Source organism: Paraburkholderia sp. WC7.3g, from assembly GCF_050436345.1.
In the GTDB taxonomy this organism is placed as follows: Bacteria; Pseudomonadota; Gammaproteobacteria; order Burkholderiales; family Burkholderiaceae; genus Paraburkholderia; species Paraburkholderia podalyriae.
On the sequence record NZ_JBNDMA010000001.1, the window covers coordinates 87,096 to 106,672 of the forward strand.

9 protein-coding genes and 9 pseudogenes are annotated in these 19,577 nt (G+C 61.1%); 14 read left to right on the forward strand and 4 right to left on the reverse strand.

Annotated features, from left to right (window positions below; translation table 11 throughout):
• Nucleotides 1-668 precede the first annotated feature (668 nt).
• The 5 genes and pseudogenes from OKW43_RS00465 to OKW43_RS00485 form a co-directional block, all read left to right on the forward strand.
• A pseudogene (locus OKW43_RS00465) lies at nucleotides 669-1,142 on the forward strand (ArsI/CadI family heavy metal resistance metalloenzyme); the annotation flags it as partial.
• A 12-nt stretch (nucleotides 1,143-1,154) separates the two neighbouring features.
• A complete protein-coding gene (locus tag OKW43_RS00470) occupies nucleotides 1,155-1,658 on the forward strand; it encodes an arsenate reductase ArsC (protein WP_429447279.1) in 504 nt (167 codons plus the stop codon).
• Between the two features lie 3 nt (nucleotides 1,659-1,661).
• Nucleotides 1,662-1,991: pseudogene (locus OKW43_RS00475) on the forward strand (aquaporin); the annotation flags it as partial.
• A 578-nt stretch (nucleotides 1,992-2,569) separates the two neighbouring features.
• Nucleotides 2,570-4,313: pseudogene (gene aspT, locus OKW43_RS00480) on the forward strand (aspartate-alanine antiporter).
• A 1,224-nt stretch (nucleotides 4,314-5,537) separates the two neighbouring features.
• A complete protein-coding gene (locus tag OKW43_RS00485; protein ID WP_429444528.1) occupies nucleotides 5,538-5,807 on the forward strand; it encodes a hypothetical protein in 270 nt (89 codons plus the stop codon).
• A 111-nt stretch (nucleotides 5,808-5,918) separates the two neighbouring features.
• Here OKW43_RS00485 and OKW43_RS00490 read toward each other — a convergent pair.
• Nucleotides 5,919-6,170: pseudogene (locus OKW43_RS00490) on the reverse strand (IS110 family transposase); the annotation flags it as partial.
• A 182-nt stretch (nucleotides 6,171-6,352) separates the two neighbouring features.
• Between OKW43_RS00490 and OKW43_RS00495 the strand changes: the two are divergent.
• Together OKW43_RS00495 and OKW43_RS00500 are read left to right on the forward strand one after the other, a co-directional pair.
• Nucleotides 6,353-6,976, forward strand: a pseudogene (locus OKW43_RS00495) (IS5 family transposase); the annotation flags it as partial.
• Nucleotides 6,977-7,879: 903 nt separating this feature from the next.
• Nucleotides 7,880-8,227: pseudogene (locus OKW43_RS00500) on the forward strand (transposase); the annotation flags it as partial.
• Nucleotides 8,228-9,048: 821 nt separating this feature from the next.
• On the opposite strand, the pseudogene OKW43_RS00505 reads toward OKW43_RS00500, so the two are convergent.
• The 3 genes and pseudogenes from OKW43_RS00505 to OKW43_RS00515 form a co-directional block, all read right to left on the reverse strand.
• Nucleotides 9,049-9,322: pseudogene (locus OKW43_RS00505) on the reverse strand (IS30 family transposase); the annotation flags it as partial.
• A 267-nt stretch (nucleotides 9,323-9,589) separates the two neighbouring features.
• On the reverse strand, nucleotides 9,590-10,177 hold the full coding sequence (locus OKW43_RS00510) for a BPSL1445 family SYLF domain-containing lipoprotein (RefSeq protein ID WP_429444529.1): 588 nt from the start codon (nucleotides 10,175-10,177) through the stop codon (nucleotides 9,590-9,592).
• Nucleotides 10,178-10,348: 171 nt separating this feature from the next.
• Nucleotides 10,349-10,454, reverse strand: a pseudogene (locus OKW43_RS00515) (IS110 family transposase); the annotation flags it as partial.
• Between the two features lie 457 nt (nucleotides 10,455-10,911).
• Here OKW43_RS00515 and aspT (OKW43_RS00520) point away from each other — a divergent pair.
• From aspT (OKW43_RS00520) to OKW43_RS00550, 7 genes and pseudogenes are all read left to right on the forward strand, one after another.
• Nucleotides 10,912-12,654, forward strand: a complete 1,743-nt coding sequence (aspT, locus tag OKW43_RS00520; RefSeq protein ID WP_429444531.1) for an aspartate-alanine antiporter — start codon at nucleotides 10,912-10,914, stop codon at nucleotides 12,652-12,654.
• Nucleotides 12,655-12,684: 30 nt separating this feature from the next.
• Nucleotides 12,685-12,848: pseudogene (locus OKW43_RS00525) on the forward strand (bifunctional aspartate transaminase/aspartate 4-decarboxylase); the annotation flags it as partial.
• 103 nt (nucleotides 12,849-12,951) lie between these two features.
• Nucleotides 12,952-14,331: a glutamate decarboxylase gene (locus OKW43_RS00530; RefSeq protein ID WP_187639172.1), complete on the forward strand. Its 1,380-nt coding sequence runs from the start codon at nucleotides 12,952-12,954 to the stop codon at nucleotides 14,329-14,331.
• Between the two features lie 276 nt (nucleotides 14,332-14,607).
• Entirely contained in the window at nucleotides 14,608-14,892 is a 285-nt protein-coding gene (locus tag OKW43_RS00535) for a YtcA family lipoprotein (RefSeq protein ID WP_187639171.1), read from the forward strand.
• A 19-nt stretch (nucleotides 14,893-14,911) separates the two neighbouring features.
• Nucleotides 14,912-15,970 carry a multidrug transporter subunit MdtN gene (gene mdtN, locus OKW43_RS00540; protein WP_429444534.1) on the forward strand — a complete coding sequence of 353 codons (1,059 nt, stop codon included), beginning with the start codon at nucleotides 14,912-14,914 and terminating at the stop codon, nucleotides 15,968-15,970.
• 9 nt (nucleotides 15,971-15,979) lie between these two features.
• Complete coding sequence (locus OKW43_RS00545; protein ID WP_429444536.1) at nucleotides 15,980-18,085, forward strand: FUSC family protein; 2,106 nt, start codon at nucleotides 15,980-15,982, stop codon at nucleotides 18,083-18,085.
• Nucleotides 18,082-19,572, forward strand: coding sequence for an MdtP family multidrug efflux transporter outer membrane subunit (locus OKW43_RS00550; RefSeq protein ID WP_429444538.1), 1,491 nt, complete (start codon nucleotides 18,082-18,084; stop codon nucleotides 19,570-19,572). Before OKW43_RS00545 ends, OKW43_RS00550 begins: the two co-directional genes overlap by 4 nt.
• The last annotated feature ends 5 nt before the right edge of the window (nucleotides 19,573-19,577 follow it).

Here is a 19,577-nt window from a genome sequence, read left to right on the forward strand (position 1 = left end):
GAATCGACGTTGCCGATTCAGCGCGTGCGATCACCGACTCCAGCCGCGGCCCTCGCAGACATCTGACATTCGGGTAGCGGCAGTGGACCGGATCACTACGCCGAAATCCGCCTGCCCAGTATGCAGACTCGTTCAATCGACATCCCGCACCATGAGATACGGTGTGCGGTCGAGCAAAGGAAGAACAGCGAATTCAGGGGGTGCATCCCGCGGACGCATCTGGCCACCTTACGGAAATTCCCGGCCAACCTCGCTGAAAGCGCTTAGCCGGGAGATAAAAACGGACATTGAAACGAGGTATGGCAGGATAGGCTTGCGCCGGTTTTTGGCGCCATGCGCATTGCCACATCCGTCCACTAACGCCGATGGAATCGGGAGAGACAGTCGAGTTCGTCGCCGGATGCAAACGCGAGTCGATCTCGGCGACGAGCACGTCAACGTATCTTTGCACTGCCAATATGGCGCAGCGTCTCGAGCGAGCCATCCATACGCTAGCTCTGCCCGAACGCACCCACCGCGCACGTTTCTCGCGAAGCCTCACCGATGACGACGGCTATCTGGTATCGCGGAGATAGATCGAACGGAATTAAGCCACTTGCTACCGATCGATCGTCTCAGGCAGTGACCTACCGAGAGCAGTCGCTTGCCTTCCCTCCCGGTTCTTGCCCATGTCCTCGAATATATTGGAAATATGGAAGAGAACGAAGTTATCCGCGTTCTATTCAAAGCTGTTCGCCGCCGAGCCGACCCGAGTGGAAAGCGACTACGCGAACTGGATGCTGGACGATCCGCGCATCAACTTCGCCATTTCCACACGCGGCAGTGCCGCCGGGGTGGACCACCTGGGTTTCCAGGTGGATGACGCCGCTGGACTGGCCGAGCTTAAAGCGCGCGCAGAGGCTGCAGACATGGCATTGCTGGACGATGGCGAGACCACCTGCTGCTACGCTCGTAGCGACAAACACTGGATCACCGATCCGCAAGGCATTGCATGGAAACACTTCCATTCGCTGGGAAACATCCCGGTGTTCAGCGAGGGCAAGCAGAAAGACGTGCCCACCGAAGGCTCCGCGTGCTGCGCGCCGCAAGCGCCGCGTGGAAAGCCGGTCGGCATCGCGGTGAAATCTGGTTCGTCCTGCTGCTGGAGCGTTGCCATGGCCGGCAAGACCACTAACGTCCTGATCCTCTGCACCCACAACTCTGCACGCAGCGTGCTGAGTGAAGGCACGCTCAACCATTGGGCACAACTGCTCGGCAAAGACGTACGCGCTTACAGCGCCGGCAGCGCACCGAGCGGCCACCTCAATCCGTTCGTGCTGGAGGCCCTTGCCAAAGCTGGCATCGACACTGCGGGATATCGCAGCAAGAGCTGGGATGAGTTCGTCGCGCAAGGCGCGCCGCAGATGCGTATCGTCATTACCGTGTGCGACAGCGCAGCGGCGGAGCAGTGTCCTTACTGGCCCGGCAGTCCAGTAAAGGTGCATTGGGGCTACACCGACCCGTCCAACGCGCCGGGCGGCGACGAGAGCAAACGTCAGACCTTCGAACTGACGCGCCAGGCGATCGGCTACCGCATGCTGCACCTTTTGGCGTTGCCCCTCGATACGCTCACCAATACCGAGCTTCAGGCCGAGCTCGAACGCCTTTCGCAGGACTAAGCCATGACCGATCTGCGCAGCCGGCTTACCGCCGAAGCACTGGGAACGGCGTTGCTGCCGGCTATCGTCATCGGCGCGGGCATGATGGCCGAACGTCTGGCGGGAGGAAACGTCGCGGTGGCGCTGCTTGCCAATACGGCGGCCACGGTGGGCGGGCTGTACGTCCTGATCGAGACCCTGGGGCCTGTCAGCGGCGCGCATTTCAATCCCGTGGTCAGCGCCGTGATGACAGTTCGTGGTGAACTGCCTGGTGCCGCGCTGGTCCCGTACATCGTCGCTCAGTTCCGAGGTGGCGGCAAGGCTGGCGCTGGCATTAGCACACGTGGCGCGTGGGGCGCGGTTCCGCGCAAAACAACAGATGTTCGTTAATTATGCTAGCGCCAGCAAATTGAAAGAAAGGTGAAGGGAAAACGTCGCATACCTCAGCATCGACACCCCGCAATCATGACAGGTCAGCAGATCGCAGCGGATAGCGGTGCATACGTCGATCGTCGCCGAATCACGCTTGATATCCTTACAAGATTGCGGCGCACTTGCGCGCGCCCAGAATGCGCCTGGATCTGATCAGCAGACTGCGCCATCGGACTAAAGTCTCATTGTCCTGTCGGAACGTTCGCACCATCATTAGAAGGGGTACAGCGCGCTCAGCGCACCCAACCGAATGCAAGTTGAAGGCCTGGTGCGCCGGACGGACGATGTGACAGGAGACCCTTCCTGACCTGCGCCTTGCGCAGGCGACGGCATCGAAACCGGCCCGGTCGGACATCGAGGCTATTGCGAAGCGCTCGCCCTCCAGACGCGAACCCTCCTGGGGGCCGTCTCGTCATGCAAATTTCACACATGGCGCTCTCTAATAGAAGCCGCGGTAGGTCTTTCGCGTTTCCGAAACGGTTAAAGACCAAGGATCCATCATGGTCTGGCTAGCCGATACCCTGCGACACTATCCTGAGATTGCCCTATTCCTTGCGCTCGGAATCGGCTACTGGGTGGGCGGGAAGAGCTTCAAGGGCTTTAGTCTGGGTGCCGTGACAGCGACCCTGCTGGTGGCGATCGCCATCGGGCAGCTTCACATCACGATTTCGCCCAACGTTAAATCTGTATTCTTTCTGATGTTCCTGTTCGCCGTAGGCTATGGGGTCGGGCCGCAGTTTGTGCGCGGCATTGCCAAGGACGGCGCACCTCAGGCACTGTTTTCCGTCGTTCAATGTGTGCTGTGCCTCGCCGCACCAATCGTTGCCGCGAAACTCGCGGGTTACGACGTCGGATCCGCGGCCGGGCTGCTCGCCGGATCGCAAACCACTTCGGCATCCATGGGTCTGGCCACAGATGCCATCAACCGGCTTGGCCTACCGGCAGACCAGACAAAGGCGCTGCTCGATGCGATGCCGACTGCGTACGCGGTGTCGTATATCTTCGGCACCGTTGGCTCTGCGTTGATCCTCGCCACTCTTGGCCCAAAGCTGCTGGGCATAGATCTGATCGCGTCATGCAAGGAGTATGAGGCGAGCTTGGGCGGCACGCAGGACCTGGGCGGCCCGGGCCAGGCATGGCACCGCTACGAATTGCGCGCCTACCGGCTTCCCGCCGACACCCGGGCTGCCGGCAAGACGGTGAGCCAGGTGGAAGCACTCGAGCCCGAAGGGATGCGCCTGTTCATCGAGCGGGTCCGGCGTGGGACCGTGATTGAAGAGGCGACGCTCGATTTCGTTCTTCAGCCAAATGACGTGGTAGCGGTAGCGGGTCGCCGGCGAGCAACTCATCGCGTTGCTCGGAACGAAGGACAAGGACGTGGGCAGCAGCGGCGACCAGCCTGTTGCAGTTCAGGCAAGAGTCCAGGAAGTGGACGACCCTGAACTGCTCGCCGTACCAGCAGAAGGCGTGGACGTCTATGTGACCAGCAAGGCGGTGGACGGAAAGACGCTGGCCGAGCTTGCCACGTTACGCGCAGCGCGTGGCGTCTACCTGAGAAAGATCAAGCGCGGACCCACCGAAACGCCGATCCCTGTTCTGCCGAACACAAAGTTGTACCGCGGAGACACAGTGACGATTGCCGGGCGCACACAGGACACGACTGCCGCCGCGAAGGCGCTCGGCGTGCTGGACAGGCCAACCAGTGTGACTGACGTGGCCTTCATGAGTCTCGCGATCACGATTGGCGCGCTGGTCGGCACGATTGTTATCAAGGTCGGTGCTGTTACGATCACCTGGTCCACCGCCGGTGGCTCGTTGATAGCTGGCATTGTGTTCGGCTGGCTGCGCGCGATTCATCCCACGTTCGGCCGCATACCGGAACCGACTGTCTGGTTCATGCGCACAGTCGGATTGAATGTGTTCATCGCGGTAGTTGGCATTACGGCGGGCCCCGGATTCGTCACCGGTCTTCAGCACCTGGGTGTCAGCCTGTTCCTGTGGGGCATTTTCGCCACGTCCGTTCCGCTGATTCTCGGCATGTTCATCGCCAAGTATGTGTTCCGCTTCCATCCCGCCATCCTGCTGGGTGTGTGCGCCGGCGCGAGAACCACGACGGCGGCGCTCGGCATGGTCTGTGACGCGGCGAAGAGTCAGATCCCCGGCCTCGGATACACGGTGACCTACGCAGTCAGCAACACGTTCCTGACCATCTGGGGCATGGTGCTCGTGATGATCATGGCCTGACGCGGCCCACAGGGCCGCCGCAACCCCAACTTCGTGGCGACGGGCTGGCGTCCCGGCACGGTCGCGACAACGTGCGGGATCGCCCGCTGGAGGAGTCGCCGAAGGACGTGAAGCGGGAACTGCATACCCGTTACGAGTCGATCAGAACTGAGCCGGACAAGCTGAAGTTTGTCTTCCCGGTCAGAACACCGGTAGCGCTGTCCGACCGCCTCGATCAATTCCCTTCGTGTTGCCATGCTGAGCCGCCTCGTCATAAGTCGCCCCCGCCAGCATTCTGACAGGTAGCAAATTACATGAGGCAACGACCCCGACTCGGTAGCAAATAATTTGAGTCAATGCGCCGGCCGTGCTGCTTGACGTTGTCTACTCGGCTTCATCACGGTCCTGCATACGTGGGGGCAGAATTTGCTACGCCACCTGACCCGAGCGATGTGCACTGACCGGGATCAGCACCATCCACGCGCACGTTGGTCTTCCCCCATGCGGCCAACGCGAACCCGTTCGTGCTTTAGCGTCGTCGCACCATCACAATGCCGCGAAACTCTGGATTCCCTGCCCATTGACGTCCGCATTCCCGCTGCGTTCGCACAACGGGCCCGGACAACCGCCGGGTCCCGGCGTGCGCCAACCGTGCGCCGAGCATCGCAAATCACCGCGACTATCATCCTATGCCCATAGACGCCAGCGCGTGTGGAGCGGTTTAGCATAAACATTTTTTTGATTACCGATCGCGGACTGACCCCGACCTGCCGGTTCACGCGTCAGTTGCCGCGATCGCCAACGGCAATCGCAACCGTACGGCCGCTTTCGGAGCATGCGCGATGCGCCTGCAATCGGTCATCTACGGACATCCGCACTCTCACATGGACGTTCGAATGGCGGCTCTGCCCGGCAAGCAAGCCATTCAATTCGCGAGGACGAACGATGCTTCATCGGCCCTATGGAAAGCTTCGCATAAGGCCGAAGTCGAGTCGTTCGCGGGTTTTCCTCGAAGGGCAGCAACGGATCGCTTTGCGTCGGACGACGCATGGCGCCGATGGCGTCCAACAAGCCACATTCGAGTTTGTCCTGGGGAATCATGAAGCAGCTGCCGTGCTGAGCCAAAGACCGCTGCGTGGATTCGCTTTGTCCACTCCCGCCTTGGCCTCAGACATAGGCCTTAGCGCGGTGAACATCTTCCCGTGCCACGTCACAATCCAGCGGGCTTTATTACCACGAGACCCGGTGACCGCAGACATTTACCCGTTCAACATCCTGCCGCCATCCGCGACGATTTCTGCACCCTCAGTCCAGGGTACCTGGCGCTTTGGCGATAACGAGGTGGCGGTTGCCGGCCGCTTTCGCCTCAAGTCAGCGGACGCCGTTCGCGACGCGCTGCTCTATGGTGTCGGCGTCGGGTATGGCTCGCCGTGGCTTTTCGGGGTCGCGCTGCGAAGCGGGGCTGTGCGGCCGCTTCCCGCGGACCACACGCCGTCGCGCGTTGTTAGCCGCTGACGTTGCGCTTTCGCGACTGGCCAGTGACCACGAGGAAGGCTGCGTACGCGCCAAAGCCGAACAGGCCGGTGCACACGACAATCAGGCTGATTATGTGAAATACGAAGCTCTACGGTAGGGTGCCACGAGCTTCGGCGCCATCAGCTTCACGGTGTGGCCATATTGCTGGAACAGGCGGGCCCAGTGATGGGCGCCGGAACAGGCTTCCATGCCGATGAGGCAAGGCCGCAGCTGGGCGATGAGCAAGATGAGTTGGTCCCGCATGACGCGCGGCCTAACCAGCACAACCTTGCCGGACTCGTCCACTCCGTGAATCGCAAACACGTTCTTGGCCAGATCGATTCCCACGGTGACAACAGGCATGGACTTCCCCTCTTGTTGGTGTCGATGAAGGTTCGAGACTCCATCATGGCACTGTGATACCAATTCGCGGCTTCCACCGCAGCCTTGGGACGGAGGAAGTCCCTTTCATTCGCTGAGTAAGTCCACCGATTGTGCGCCTCAAGCGTTATAGAGCGCACAGGAAACGACAAACGCAAAACACGATGAAGCAACAAACGCTCGCGATGGCCGCAGATCAAGGTGCAGGATTCGAGACCCGACGCAAACGCACGCGTCGCGACGAGTTTCTCGACACGATGAATTCGATCATGCCGTGGGCGGAACTGGGCGCGGTGGTCGAGCCGTTTTACCCGAAACGGGGCAACGGCCGCCCGCCCATTGGCCTGGAGCGCATGCTGCGGATTCACTTTATCCAGCACTGGTTCAATCTGGCCGACTTCGCCTGCGAAGAGGCGCTTTACGACAGCACCAGCCTGCGTCGCTTCGTGGGAATTGATCTGGGCTGCGAAGCCGTGCCCGACGCAACAACGTTGCTCAAATTCCGGCGACTGCTTGAGACGAACAAACTGGGTGAACGACTCTTTGCCGAGGTGGGGCGCGTGCTGCAAGCCAGCGGGATGAAGCTCAGCAGCGGCACCATCGTGGATGCAACGCTCATCTCTGCGCCGAGCTCGACGAAGAATGAGCAGAAGGCGCGCGATCCGGAGATGCATCAGACGCGCAAAGGCCAGCAGTGGTATTTCGGCGCGAAGCTGCATATCGGCGTCGATAGCCAAAGCGGCCTGGCCCATAGTGCGGTGGTCACTGCCGCCAACGTGCACGACAAGGTGCGACACGTGTCGCCGTCTGCCGCGCGTTAAGCGGCATGTAGTAGGCGGAAAAGCTCATTCTTGTCTTGTCACGCGGGGCGTTCGGGAAAAGATCGCCGTGCCGTGACCTGCTGTACGACCAGCAGTTGCCTATCCAGACATGCGTAACCGGTAACGGTTGGGTATGAAGCTCTGGAGACAACGCGTCTCTCGACTGACGGTTCACCCCGGCGACGGGGAAGGAATCGACACTGCCAGCCGCCGTGCGGTGTGGGATGCCAGGCAAGTTCCGCATGCGCAACATAAGTGAACTGTTGATAAACCTCGTTAGCACGAAGGGGCCAAAGCGGCTGTTAGGCCCTGACCAAAAGGTGTGCAGCCGGTTGCTTCCGTCTTGTCAGGGAGTACGTCGTCACAAGGGCTGCCGGGGAAGAGACAGGCGCTAAACGGACAGGCCCGGCGGAATGTTCGGGTCGGCAAGGATGGGAACGTGGTAAGCCCAATTGTCCGCCCACGCCAGCTTTTTGGCGAAGGCAGGTGACTCGCGAGGGAAGCTGTTGGACAAGTGGGTATGAGAACGTGGAAAAAGCGAAGGGTGGTTGGTAATAGGCCACATAGGGGTTCAAAATTTGCCCCGATCTGAAAGGATGCAGACTTCCGCGTGGTGCAGTTGTCGTAGGCCTACATTTGAGATTCCGCGAAGGGCAGCTTGTGAGTAGCCGGACATGTTCCAGGTTCAGCGCCCTTGGCCTCGGTAACGAGGTGGATTCAACGATGTGACGCGTACGAAGGTCGTATGCAGTGCCGGTGCGACCGGCGTCAGTACGACGCTTAATGCTGTGCTCGAGCCGTATGCGGGGAAAGCCCGCACGTACGGTTCTTCGGGGGCCCCACTGCCGACAGGCAGCGGGGCTACCCAATCATCCCCTGCCGCAATTGCTGCACGGGCAGGAGCAACGCGTCTACGGTGATAGCGCCTACGCGAGCCAGAAAGCGCTGATTCGCGGCAAAGCGCCCAAGGCACGCGACTTCACCAATCAGCGCACGCGCCGTGCGGGCGAAGTCGACGAGGTAGCGCGCGGCAAGAATCGCAACAAGTCGAAGATCAGGGCCAGCGTCGAACATGTATTCGCAGTAGTCAAGCGCCTCTGGGGTTTCACCAAAGTGCGCTATCGCGGGCTGGCAAAGAACGCCAACCGTGCTTTTGTAGCGCTGGCCCTCGCCAACGTCTATCTGTCGCGCCGACGATTGATGGCACAGGTGCGCCCCTTGTGGGCGAAAAGCGGGCCAAAGGCCCGTGCAAATGGCCCGAAAGGGCCGAAAACCAGAGGTCAAAGCTCCGCTCACGGTGATCAGACCTCGAATCATTTTGAAATCGAGATTTGCGGCGGCTTGTTCAGCGTTGCCCTAAACGAATGAGAAATGCAGAACGGAGCGACGTACACTGGATGCTCGACCTGGGCGACAAGAGTCATCAGCGTATCGGCGTATCGGTGTATCGGCGCATAGACAGTTGCCCTCTTTGCTTTCCTCGCGCACCGCGGTCCACCCGAGTGCTCATCTTCAGGCAGGGAAACGGTCGCGGACTTCTGTTCGACTGGAGGGGCCATGGCATACGTACAGCGATGGCGGGACCGCGCCGCGCCGTTGCGTCACGGAAGCATGATCGCGCTTCTTGTGCTCTTCGTCATGATGGTGTTCGTGGTCCCGTTCGTCACCGCGTCGACTAGCGTGGCCGGTCGAATTCTGCAGGACGTGCTTCTCTCGCTGATCCTCCTGAACGGACTAATAACCGCGACGGATCGATCCGGAGAGTTCGCGCTGATCTCGCTGGTCGCCCTCGTGGCTCTCGTTGTGGTCTGGGCGGGATGGCTCCTCCCGACAGTCCTCACGCTGGCGATACGTGACGAAGCGACACTCCTTGCACTTGTGCTGCTTGGCATGGTCGTTGGAATGAGAGTGTTCGGCCCGGGCGCGGTGACACGTGACCGGATCGCCGGAGCTGTCGCGCTTTACATATTGGTGGGAGTAGTTTGGGCTGACGCGTATTACCTCGTCAGCCTCTACGTTCCCGGGGCGTTTGCAGGCGCTGTGGAGGGGGCCCGTGCAAGTTGCTTTGCAATTGACTGGATCGAATCGAGCGCCCGCGATATCTCCTCGCGCTCGGCCAGCGTCAACGCCAATCTGGAGCGGCGTCGCTGTGGCGGCCGGATTCCGCCCGTCTCAGCCAGAATCCCTTGTGCCGATGAGTGGTTCCGGTCAAAAAGCTGGGCAAATACGCTGGAGGGATTCGCCCTTCTGCCAGCGCTCCCACATCAGCGCTTTCTGGGTCTCGGTGTAATAAATCCGGCGTCGTTGCTTCATCTGCAACACTCCCACTGCTTGCGCAGCCTCTAGTGTGTTGCATCCACCGGTTGAATCCGCATTATGAAGCGGCCAGTCGGGCAGAGAGGCCGCTCGTCGCCCCGGCGGTAGTCTCGCGCCATGCGCCGCAAACTCATGGAGTGCAATCGCTGGCTGAGGCCTTTGAACACACTCCCTTCGTGCGGATCGCCGAAATGAAGCAGTACGCTGCAACGGACGCTGGACGGCAGACATGTCTGATTCGCATGCAGCGAACGCATTGGATGTTCAGATATCGAGGCGTGTGATCTTGGAACCGGCCAGCGACACATTGAACATCAGCCCTGAGTCAGTCAGGATGAACACTTCGACGGGTGCGGTAACAGTGGACGAGTCGATCGTCCCGTTGGCGCCGACCTTAACGAGCGCCACCGACGCATCGCCGGACACCGACCAGCCGCTGGCGTTGCGAAAGCTGTTGAGCGCGTCCTGCGTCATGAACAGGTAAATGACGGCCTTCGTCTGGACGCCAAGGATTGCGCCAATCGATCCTGACGAGGTGCTGTAGTAACCAACGGTGCTGCCTCCGATACGCAATGCGCCGTCACCGTGCTCGCCGCCGATGCCAATGCCTGCCTGAACCACGTTCGGAAACATCAGCACGCCTTGCGCTTTCGCGACCAGTTCCTTCGAGCCCGACACCTTCGCATACAGCTTGGCCAGTGCGTCGTCGACGCTCGCGTCGATCGCTTGACGTTTCGACGTGTTGACCGCGGCACCGCCCGACGATTCCGAAGTCGTACCGCATCCGGAAAGCACCAGACAGCCTAGGGCCATCGCAACAATACCTTTTAGCAAAATGCCTCTTGTTTGCATTGCGGTTCTCCTTGCACTTGACGAGGAAATGAGCGGACCCGGGACGAGAGCGCTGTATTTTTTATAGCACAGCACTGAGTGGACTACGGTTCCCAATTTTTGGACGTCAGCGCCATATCTACGGCCCCGAACAGATCAAGCTGTTGCTCGAGGGTATTGCCTTCAAGGATGATTTCGCTTGAGCACCTTCTTCAGCACGGTTCGTGCCATGCTCATTTACACCATGGACGGCAAAAATGTTCTTCGCCAGATCGATACCAACTGTCGTAATGTTCATGATGGGCGCTCCCCTCGGTCAGGTGGTTGCTTAGACACTTCCACTTTGGCACATCCATGCCGTTGGAGGTTGCGGCGCACTTGCGCGCGCCCAGAATGCGCCTGGATCTGATCAACAGACTGCGTCATCGGACTAAAGTCTCATTGTCCTGTCGGAACATTCGCACCATCATTAGAAGGGGTACAGCGCGCTCAGCGCGCCCAACTGAATGAAAGTTGAAAGCCTGGTGCGCCGGACGGACGATGTGACAGGAGACCCTTCCTGACCTGCGCCTTGCGCAGGCGACGCCATCGAAACCGGCCCGGTCGGACATCGAGGCTATTGCGAAGCGCTCGCCATCCAGGCGCGAACCCTCCGGAGGGGCGTCTGGTTATGCAAATTTCACACATGGCGCTCTCTAATGAAGCCGCGGTAAGTCTTTCGCGTTTCCGAAACGATCAAAGACAAAGGATCCATCATGGTCTGGCTAGCCGATACCCTGCGACACTATCCTGAGATTGCCCTATTCCTTGCACTCGGAATCGGCTACTGGGTTGGCGGGAAAAGCTTTAAGGGGTTCAGTCTGGGCGCGGTGACAGCGACCCTGCTGGTGGCGATCGCCATCGGGCAGCTTCACATCACAATTTCGCCCAATGTTAAGTCTGTGTTTTTTCTGTTGTTCCTGTTCGCCGTAGGCTACGGGGTTGGGCCGCAGTTCGTGCGTGGCATTGCAAAGGACGGCGCGCCTCAGGCACTATTTTCGGTCGTTCAATGTGTGCTGTCCCTCGCCGCACCAATCGTTGCTGCGAAACTCGCGGGTTACGACGTCGGATCCGCGGCCGGGCTGCTCGCCGGGTCCCAAACCATTTCGGCATCCATGGGTCTGGCCACAGACGCCATCAACCGGCTTGGGCTGCCGCCAGACCAGGCAAAGGCGCTGCTCGATGCGATGCCGACTGCGTACGCGGTGTCGTATATCTTCGGCACGGTTGGCTCTGCGTTGATCCTTTCCGCTCTTGGCCCAAAGCTGCTGGGCATAGATCTGGTCGCGGCATGCAAGGAGTATGAGGCGAGCATGGGCGGCACGCAGGACCTGGGCGGCCCGGGCCAGGCATGGCACCGCTACGAATTGCGCGCCTACAGGCTTCCCGCCGACACTCGGGCTGCCGGCAAGACGGTGAGCCAGGTGGAAGCACTTGAGCCCGAAGGGATGCGCCTGTTCATCGAGCGGGTCCGGCGTGGGACCGTGATTGAAGAGGCGACGCTCGATTTCGTTCTTCAGCCAAATGACGTGGTAGCGGTAGCGGGTCGCCGGGAGCAGCTCATCGCGTTGCTCGGAACGAAGGACAAGGACGTGGGCAGCAGCGGCGACCAGCTTGTTGCAGTTCAGGCAAGAGCCCAGGAAGTGGACGACCCTGAACTGCTCGCCGTACCGGCAGAAGGCGTGGACGTCTATGTGACCAGCAAGGCGGTGGACGGCAAGACCCTGGCGGAACTCGCCTCGTTACCCGCAGCGCGTGGCGTCTACCTGAGAAAGATCAAGCGCGGACCGACGGAAACGGTGATTCCTATTTTGCCAAAAACAACATTGCACCGCGGAGACACGGTGACGATTGTCGGGCGCACGCAGGACACGACTGCCGCTGCGAAGGCGCTCGGCGTGCTGGACAGGCCAACCAGTGTGACTGACGTGGCCTTCATGAGCCTCGCGATCACGATCGGCGCGCTGGTCGGCGCGATTGTCATCAAGGCCGGCACTGTTCCGATCACCTTGTCCACCGCCGGTGGCGCGTTGATCGCTGGCATCGTGTTCGGCTGGCTGCGCGCGATTCATCCCACGTTCGGCCGCATACCGGAACCGACTGTCTGGTTCATGAACTCGGTCGGATTGAATGTGTTCATCGCGGTAGTCGGCATTACGGCGGGCCCCGGATTCGTTGCCGGTCTTCAGCACCTGGGCGTCAGCCTGTTCCTGTGGGGCATTTTCGCCACGTCCGTTCCGCTGATTCTCGGCATGTTCATCGCCAAGTATGTGTTCCGCTTCCATCCCGCCATCCTGCTGGGTGTTTGCGCCGGCGCGAGAACCACGACGGCGGCGCTCGGCATGGTCTGTGACGCGGCGAAGAGTCAGATCCCCGGCCTCGGATACACGGTGACCTACGCGGTCGGCAACACGCTCCTGACCATCTGGGGCATGGTGCTCGTGATGATCATGGCCTGACGCGGCCCACAGGGCCGCCGCAACCCCAACTTCGTGGCGACGGGCTGGCGTCCCGGCACGGTCGCGACAACGTGCGGGATCGCCCGCTGGAGGAGTCGCCGAAGGACGTGAAAAGGGAATTGCATACCCGTTACGAGTCGATCACCACCGAGCCAGACAAGCTAAAGTTTTTCAACCGACAGGTCAGAAGCTCGACAGCAACCAGGTTTGGTAACGGATTTTTTGAACCGTCGTGTGCGTCTTTACAGCGCCATGACGTGCATGCGAAAGACCCATCATTATCTTAAGGAGCTGCACATGGAAACGTCGATCGAGAAGATTACCCCTTATGACGAATTCAATTATCCGATCCCGGAGGCAGAGTTCCCGAAGGCGGGTATGTCGGCGCGCGCAGCGGCGGCCATTGTCATCAGTTCCGAATGGACCGATGCCAATCCGATGCTGAACATGTCGTCGTTCGTCACCACGTGGGCAGAGCCGGAGGCAGCGGAGACGGCAAAGCGCAACATATACAAGAACTACATCGACCACGACATGTATCCGGAGTTGTTTGCGATGGAAACGCGGATGGTGAAGTGGTTGCATGAGCTATGGAACGGTCCGAATGGCGTGGAGCCATACGGCACGGCAACCGTCGGGTCGTCGGAAGCCTGCATGTTGGCGGGTCTCGCGCACAAGTGGAATTGGCGCCAGAAGCGTGAAGCGGACGGCAAGGATGCAAGCAAGCCCAATATGGTGACGGGCGGCAACGTGCAGATCGTGTGGAAGAAGTTCCTGCGGTACTTCGACGTTGAACCGCGCATCGTGCCACTGAAGCCGGGCAACTATCGGCTGACGGCTGAAGAACTCGACAAGTACGTCGATGAGAACACGATCGCAGTAGTCGCTATTGCCGGGCAGACCTTCACCGGCGAGGACGATGACATCCAGGGCATTCACGACTGGCTCGACGGCTACGAGAAGAAAACCGGGATTTCGATTCCAATGCATATCGACGGCGCGTCCGGAGGCTTCGTCAATCCCTTTCTTTATCCTGACTACAAATGGGACTTCCGGTTGCCGCGCGTACAGTCGATCAATGCATCCGGGCACAAGTACGGTCTCGTGCCGCCCGGACTGGGCTGGGTAGTCTTCCGCGAACGCAAGGTTTTCAACGAAGATCTTGTGTTCTACGTGAACTACCTGGGCGGTGAAATGCCAACGGCGACGCTGAACTTCAGCCGCAATGGTTTTCAGATCGCCGTCCAGTACTACATGTTTCTGAGGATGGGATTCGATGGTTACAAGCGAGTCATGGAACATACTCTGAAAAATGCCGTTGAACTGCGAGAAACGCTTGTGCAGAGCGGCTATTTCATGATCATGAACGAGACTCAGCGCATCCCTGTTGTTGCCGTGACGCTCAACAAGAAATTCACCAACTTCAACGAGTTCGACGTATCGAACAAGGTTCGTGAAAAGGGCTGGATCCTCTCGGCATACACGATGCCTCCAAACGCCACGGATGTGACGAGCCTGCGGGTCGTGATCCGGCCGCACATCAACCACACTGTGGCGCAACAGTTGGGGCGCGACATCATTAGCGCATGCAAATACCTCGAAGAGCACGGCGGAAACGCCACGCCACCAAAGCTGCATGCGCACGCGGCAGAAAAGACGACGGCTGCGAAATGTTGATGCGGGTATTCCGGCGGATGAGCAAGGGTGTCACCACCGCTGCCTGCGGAGCTCGTTCTGGATCCACAGAACGGGATCAATTCGGACACGCCCGTTACGGTGACCCCTTCAGTGGTCTATAGGGTGACCGGCAGCAATAGTATGGACAGTTGTTGGCGACAGTGCGTTTTGTGCGTTTCCGTGAATGCGCAACGAACAGCCTGACTGCCTCTGGCACCAGCAGGCTCAGGTTGGGTGATCCAGATCCCGCTGCCGCGAGCGACTTTGGAGCGAAGCATGCCGGTCTTCAGAACAATACGTGTGCTGCGTTTTGTCGTCGTTGCCCTGGCGGCTGTCCCTCTGACGGGCGGGTGTGCCTACTCGCCGTCCATCGGGGTGCTCGGCGCGTACTTTCCCGACTGGCTGTTCTGTATCGTCGCCGGCGTCGTGCTCACGGTCGTCATCAATCTGATTCTCAAGCGCTTGCAGGTCGACCATCTGCTGGGGCCTTCAGCCGTGGTATATCCCTCGCTAGTCACCTTCCTTTCACTCGCTGTGTGGCTGACGCTGTTCCAACATTGAATCTCCTCAGGTGGATGCGATGGCGACGACTGCCAGCAGGACATCGAAGAGAAAGTGGCCGGCCATCATCCTGGTGGTGGTAACGCTATTGCTGCTGCTTTTCGTCGTCCGCCAGCTGGACCGCGCGCCTCGCACCGACGACGCCTATGTCTACGCGGATACGATCGACGTCGTGCCCGAGGTCAACGGGCGCATCGTCGAGCTGGCGGTGCACGACAACCAGGCGGTGAAGCAGGGCGATCTGCTGTTTCGCATCGATCCACGTCCGTACCAGGACGCGCTGGCGCGAGGCCGGGCGTCCCTCGTCGCGCTCGACCGTCAAATCGAGCTGACCCAGCGCACGGTCAATGCGCAGCAGTACAACGCGGCGTCGGTGCGTGCGGCCGTCGAGCGCGCGCGAGCCGCAGCCAGTCAGGCGTCCGATACGCTACACCGCACGGAGCCGCTGCTGTCGCACGGCTATGTGTCGGCGGAGGACGTCGACCTTGCGCGCACCGCACAACGCGCCACGCAGGCCGAACTAAGCGCCGCGCAACTGCAGGCGCAGCAGGCGGCAGCGGCTGTGAGCGGTGTCGATGCGCTGGTCGCGCAACGTGCCGTCGTCATCGCCGAGATCTCGTCTGCGGAGCTGAACCTCGAATATGCGACCGTGCGGGCGCCGTTCGACGGACGCATCGCGTCGTTGAAGACTTCGACGGGGCAGTTTGCGTCTGCGCTCAAGCCTGTCTTCACATTGATCGACACGCGCCACTGGTACGTGGTCGCAAACTTTCGCGAGACGGAGCTCAAGGGCATCCGGACGGGAACGCCCGCCACGGTCTTTCTGATGAGCGATACGGGCCAGCGCTTCCAGGGCAGCGTCGACTCGATCAGCTACGGCGTCGCGCCCGATGAAGGCGGCCCTGGATTGCCCGGCGCATTGCCGCGCATTCAACGCACGATTAACTGGGTCCACGTCTCGCAGCGCTTCCCGGTGAAGATCCGCGTCGACAATCCGAGCCCGGAGCTGTTTCGCGTCGGGACATCGGCGGTGGCTGTGCTGCACCCTGGGCGCGGCCACGACGGCGAAAGCCGCTGAGGAGCGCCCATGGCCGCCGCCGACTACCTGCCCGTCACGCTGCGCGATGCCGACGCTTTCCTCGCGCGCGAGCTTGCGCCTTTTCCCGGGCGTCTCAATGTGATGTTGCGTTGCGTCTTGACGAGCGCAATCGTGATCGTCGCGTCGATGACGCTCGAGGTACCGTCGCTCGCGCTGTCGCTGCTGGTGGTGTTTTACGTCACGCAGTCGAATGTGGTGGTCACGCGGCTGGTCGGCTTGATGCTCATCGGTGGGTCGACGCTCGCGATCGGTCTGTCGATCCTGTTGCTGAAGTTCACGTTCGACTACCCGTTACTGCGCATCGTCGTCGCGAGTCTGCTGTTCTTCGGCAGCGTGTACCTGATACGGGTGCTGAAAATCGGCGCCGTATTCGTCATCGTCGCCATCGTCCTCATCTACGTGCAGAGCTTCGTCGACCAGACCGATCAGGCCGACCTGTTGATCCGGGCGGTGCTGTGGGTCTGGGTCGCCATCAATTATCCGATCGCGCTGACGCTGGTGGTCAATACGCTGCTATTGCCCGTCGAACCGCAGTTGCAGCTCAAGGCGGAAATCCATCGGCAACTGACGGCGTTGGAAGCGCGGCTGACGCAACTGATTGACGGCGGCAGGAACGCCGAGCCGATCACCTTGACGGCGGTCCAGCAAGGCGCGCTGACGCTGCAGAAGCTGCTGCGGTTCACGACGATGCGTGACGCGCGCTATCGCGAGCATCAGACGTTGCTGCTTGCGTGCATCGCGACCGTGTCGCGTCTGTATCGCGGCGCGAGCGAGTTGCCGGATACGTTGGCTGGTGCTTCGGCGGCGCGGCTCAAGATCTTGCGCGAACTGGACGCGAACGTCAGGGCGCTCGACGAGTCGGTGACGTCGGGCGAACCCTATCGCTACGTCGACATGGCAACACCAGAAGAACGCAAGGCAGTCGACACGTTTCCCGCCGCAGCCGCATTGCAGCGCGCGCTGCACGCATTCGCCGAGCTGGATCCGAGCGGCGCCGCACCCGGCAAACCGCCCGCGAGCGAACCGATGGTCGCGCCCGACGCATGGAGCAATCCAGCGTACATGCGCTTTTCGCTGAAGACCCTGCTTGCCGTGCTGGTCTGCTACGTGTTCTACAACGCGGTCGACTGGCAAGGCATTCACACGATCATGCTGACGTGCGTGGCCGTCGCGCTGCCGAGCCTCGGCGCATCGATGCAGCGGGCCTTGCTGCGCGTCGCCGGGGCGGTCATCGGCAGCGCGGTGGCGCTATTCATGGTCGTGTTCGTGATTCCGCACCTCGACGACATTGTCGGCCTGCTGCTGATGACCTTGCCCGTCGTCGCGCTCGCCGCCTGGATATCCGCTGGTTCCGAACGGATCAGCTACGCGGGCGTCCAGCTGATTCTCGCCTTCTCGCTCGCGTTGCTCGAACAGTTCGCGCCGACCAGCAATCTCACTGAAATCCGCGACCGGATCGTTGGCGTCCTGCTGGGTGTCGGCGTGGCGACCTTCGTGCAGATGTCGTTCTGGCGCGAGGGCGAAGGCGACGTGCTGCGGCAAAAACTCGCGACGATGCTGCGCGCCATCGCCAGGCAGTTGCGCGCGCCACAGGCGGGCGTCGAGATACGGGATGAATTGCCCGCTGAGCAGCGCCAGCTGCAGGCATGGGCCACGCTGGCCGACTGCGAGGCGACGTTGTCGCGCGTCGCACTCGAGCCCGGCTGGCAGGAAGGGGAGCCGGCCCAACTGACACTGCGTGCACAAACCGTCCTCGCGCAAGGCCGCGAGATCATGCTCGCCGGCAATGCGCTGAAGAACACGCTGGCGGCACAAGCTGGTTTGGCAAGTCCGCAAATGGACCATGCAGCGCGCGCCGTTCAGGACCAGGCCAGCGCGGAAATCAACCGATACGCGGACGATCTTGCCGCCAATCCGCCTGTCGCCCACGCGCCCGAACGCATCGGCATCGGCATCGCCGCGCAGCCTCTCGAACCCGCCGACGTGCCACTCATCGCCGCAGCGCAAGACCTGTCGCGGCAGGTAGCGGGGCTGCCGGACTGGCGCATCGAGGCACCCGTCACGGCGTCCTCTTCGCAGGCCGTACGAACATGAGCGCGCGATCCGGTCCCCGTGTTGGGTCGTGGCGTCGCTGCGCCCTGTGCATCGCGTGGTCGTTGTGCCTCGGCCTGCCGGGTTGCGCGCTGATCCACAAAAACGGTACGCCGTATGCCGAGATTTCGCCCGGGCAGATCAATCTTGCTGACGACATCCATCTTGCGCGAGAAGGTTGGCCCGCGGCACGCTGGTGGGACCGCTATGGCGATGCGCAGCTCGACGCGCTCATCGAACAGGCGCTCGCCGACGCGCCGACGATGCTGATTGCGCGAACCCGCGTCGCGCAGGCGAAGTCGGACGTCGAGCTTGTCAGAGCGGGGTCGAGCCTTCAGGTGGTGGCGCAGGCGTCGCTGAATCGAGAGCACGTTTCCGCGAACGGCTTTCTCCGCGCGTACTCGATGAACATACCGGCGATAGGGGCGACGGGCCCCTGGTACACCGAGGGCACCGTCGGACTTGGGGCAAGTCTGAACGTCGATATCTGGGGCAAGCAGCGCGCGCAGGTCGCCGCGGCGCTCGGCGTGAGCAATGCGCAGCTTGCCGAGACGTCCGCCGTCGAACTCGAAATCTCGACCGACGTCGCGCAGCTGTACTACGGCATTCAGACGACTTACCAGCTTATCGATTTGCTGAACGAATCGCACGAGGTAGCGGTGTTCTCCGTGGAAACACACAACGCGCGTGCGGTGCGCGGCCTGGAGCCCCAAACCCAGTTCGAGGAAGCCCGTGCGCAGCAACTCGCCATCGAACGGCAGATCGTTTCGGCGCAAGCCCAGATACGGCAGTTTCGCGAATCGTTGCGAGCGTTGGTCGGCGCGGGACCCAACGGCTTGCCTCCGATCGAGCCCGTTGCGTTGCCGCGCCCGCAAGCGGCCATGCCCGCGACGCTTTCTTATGAACTCCTTGCCCGGCGGCCCGATCTTCAGGCGATGCGCTGGTACGTCGAGGCATCGTTCGACCGGATCGATGCAGCGAAAGCGGCGTTCTATCCGAGTTTCGACATCAAGGCATTCTTCGGCTTCAATGCGTTGCACCTCGCCGACCTCTTCACACACGCAAGCAAGCAGATCGAACTGATTCCGGGCCTGTCTTTGCCGATCTTCGATGGCGGCCAGCTCAACGCGAACCTGAGCGGCGCACGTGAGGGCAGCAACCTGTTGATCGAGCAGTACAATCAGGCCGTCCTCAATGCGGTACGCGATGTCGCGCAGACGGGCAGCAGTCTGCAAGCCCTCGATGCGGAGACCGGGTTGCAGCAGCAACGGATCGAATCCGTTGCGTTCGCGCGAGACAGCGTTGAAGCGCACTATCAACGAGGGCTGACCAGCCGCCTGGCGGCGCTCCAGGCGCGGCAGCCTGTGATCGCCGAACAGATGACGCTGCTCACGCTCAACGCTCAGATGCTCGGTCAGGAGATTGCATTGACGAAGGCGCTCGGCGGCGGCTATCGCGCCGATCCGCCCGTCGAACTGAAGCCGCGTTGAACGGC